This is a genomic window from Arthrobacter sp. 05T442 (genome assembly GCF_056395945.1).
The window spans coordinates 1-1,843 of record NZ_JBFTKM010000044.1 but is presented as its reverse complement, the minus strand read 5'-3'; the positions used below and the strand labels follow the sequence as shown (position 1 = coordinate 1,843).

At 62.5% G+C, this 1,843-nt stretch carries 1 protein-coding gene and 1 pseudogene; both read left to right on the top strand.

Annotation, left to right across the window (positions count from 1 at the left end; genetic code table 11):
• Positions 1–252 (top strand): annotated as a pseudogene (locus tag AC1DES_RS19075) (transposase); the annotation flags it as partial.
• A gap of 4 nt (positions 253–256) precedes the next feature.
• A protein-coding gene (locus tag AC1DES_RS19070) for an IS3 family transposase (RefSeq protein ID WP_476897264.1) occupies positions 257–1,545 on the top strand; the annotation gives its coding sequence in 2 pieces (ribosomal slippage) (positions 257–530 and positions 530–1,545; 1,290 coding nt in all).
• Positions 1,546–1,843 lie beyond the last annotated feature (298 nt).

Below are 1,843 nucleotides of genomic sequence, written 5' to 3'. Positions count from 1 at the left end.
TTCCGCACCCGCCCGCTGGACGCCGGCCCGTACCCGTTCGTCGCCGCCGACGCCCTGGTCCTGAAGGTCCGCGAAGGCGGCCGGGTCGTGAACGTCCACGCCATGGTCGCAACCGGGGTCAACGCCGACGGACACCGCGAGGTCCTGGGCATCCAGGCGTCCTCCGCCGAGGACGGCGCCGGCTGGCTTGGCTTCTTCCGCGACCTGAACCGTCCCGGGTTTGATGCCGCTATCTTCTTTGAGAAAGATAGTGATTATGCCCAAGCAGTTCCCTCCCGAAGTCCGTGACCGCGCAGTGCGCATGACCATGGATCGGTTGTCCGAATACCCGTCTGTTTATGCTGCCTGCAAGGCCCTGGCGCCAAAGCTTGGAGTCGGCCCTGAATCGCTGCGCCGCTGGGTTGTCCAGGCCCAGGTCGATGCCGGTGAGAAAACCGGACCAAGCAGTGACGAGCTGGAGGAAATCAAACGGCTCCGGGCTGAGGTGCGGGACTTGAAAGAGTCCAACGAGATCCTGAAACAGGCCTCGATTTTCTTCGCGAGGGAACTCGACCCTCGCCGCCGCTGATCTGTCGATTCATCGACGAAATGCGCGCTGAAGGTTTTGCGGTCGAGTCGATCTGTGCCGTCCTGCGGGAGCAGGGCGTGCAGGTCGCCGCACGAACCTACCGGGCGTGGAAGAAACGCCTGCCAGCCCTGCGCACCATCGAAGACGCCCGCATCACCGACGCACTCCGTGCCTTGAAAGTCCCCGATGCGAAGGGACGCCCACGGCCCGAGATCATGTACGGACGGCGGAAAATGACGCAGTGGCTGCGCCGCAACGGCTTCCCGGAAGCCTCCAAGCACACCGTGGACCGGCTCATGCGCGAAGAAGGCATGAACGGCCTCGTCCGGGGCCGCAAGACCCGCACCACCATCCCCGGCAAGGACGGCCGCCGCGCCGGCGACCTGCTGAACAGGGACTTCACTGCCCCGGCCCCGAACCAGATCTGGGTCACTGATTTCACCTACGTCCCGGTCTACTCCGGATTCGTCTACGTCGCTCTGGTCATCGACCTGTACTCCCGGGCGATCGTCGGCTGGGAAACCTCAACCGTCAAGGACACAGCGTTCGTCGAACACTGCCTGCGCATGGCCCTGTGGCGGCGCGAGCACACCGGCCGCCCGGCACCGGCGGGACTGATTCACCACTCAGATGCCGGCAGCCAGTACACCTCCATCCGGTACACCGACACCCTGGCCTTGGAGGGCCTGCAGCCGTCCATTGGCAGCGTGGGTGATGCTTATGACAATGCAGCCGCCGAGACCGTGATGGGGCTGTTCAAGAACGAGGCCGTCGCGAAGGATTCACCGTTCCGCGCCGGGGCCTTGAAGACCGAAACCGACGTGATGGAGATCGTGTTCGAGTGGGTTCACTGGTACAACAACGAACGCCTGCATTCCGCTCTGGATCATCAGACGCCAGAGGAATATGAGCAAACATATTATGATCTAGAAACCGGCCCGTTACCCGACGACGCCGCCAACAAACAGGCGGCATGATTCCCGGGACGGTTCAGTTTCCGCCCATATTTCCGTCTTCTAAGTAGGGCGGTGTTCCAACTTGGTTGGCCCTTTTGCTGTTGGGTTGCGGGACTAGAAGAGAAGGCTGTCCCATCCCGGATGCAACCAATCGGACGGCGATCACCGAAGGTCAAGTCCATTTGTGTGGTGTAACGCGTTTGTTGCGTGATTCTTGGGGTGGTTAGGCGCTGAGCGCCAGTTCGGGGTTGGTGTCCTCCTGTTCTGGCTCGGCAGCCGGCACGGTGCCGACGGTCTGTGATTGTTGCATGAGCTCGAG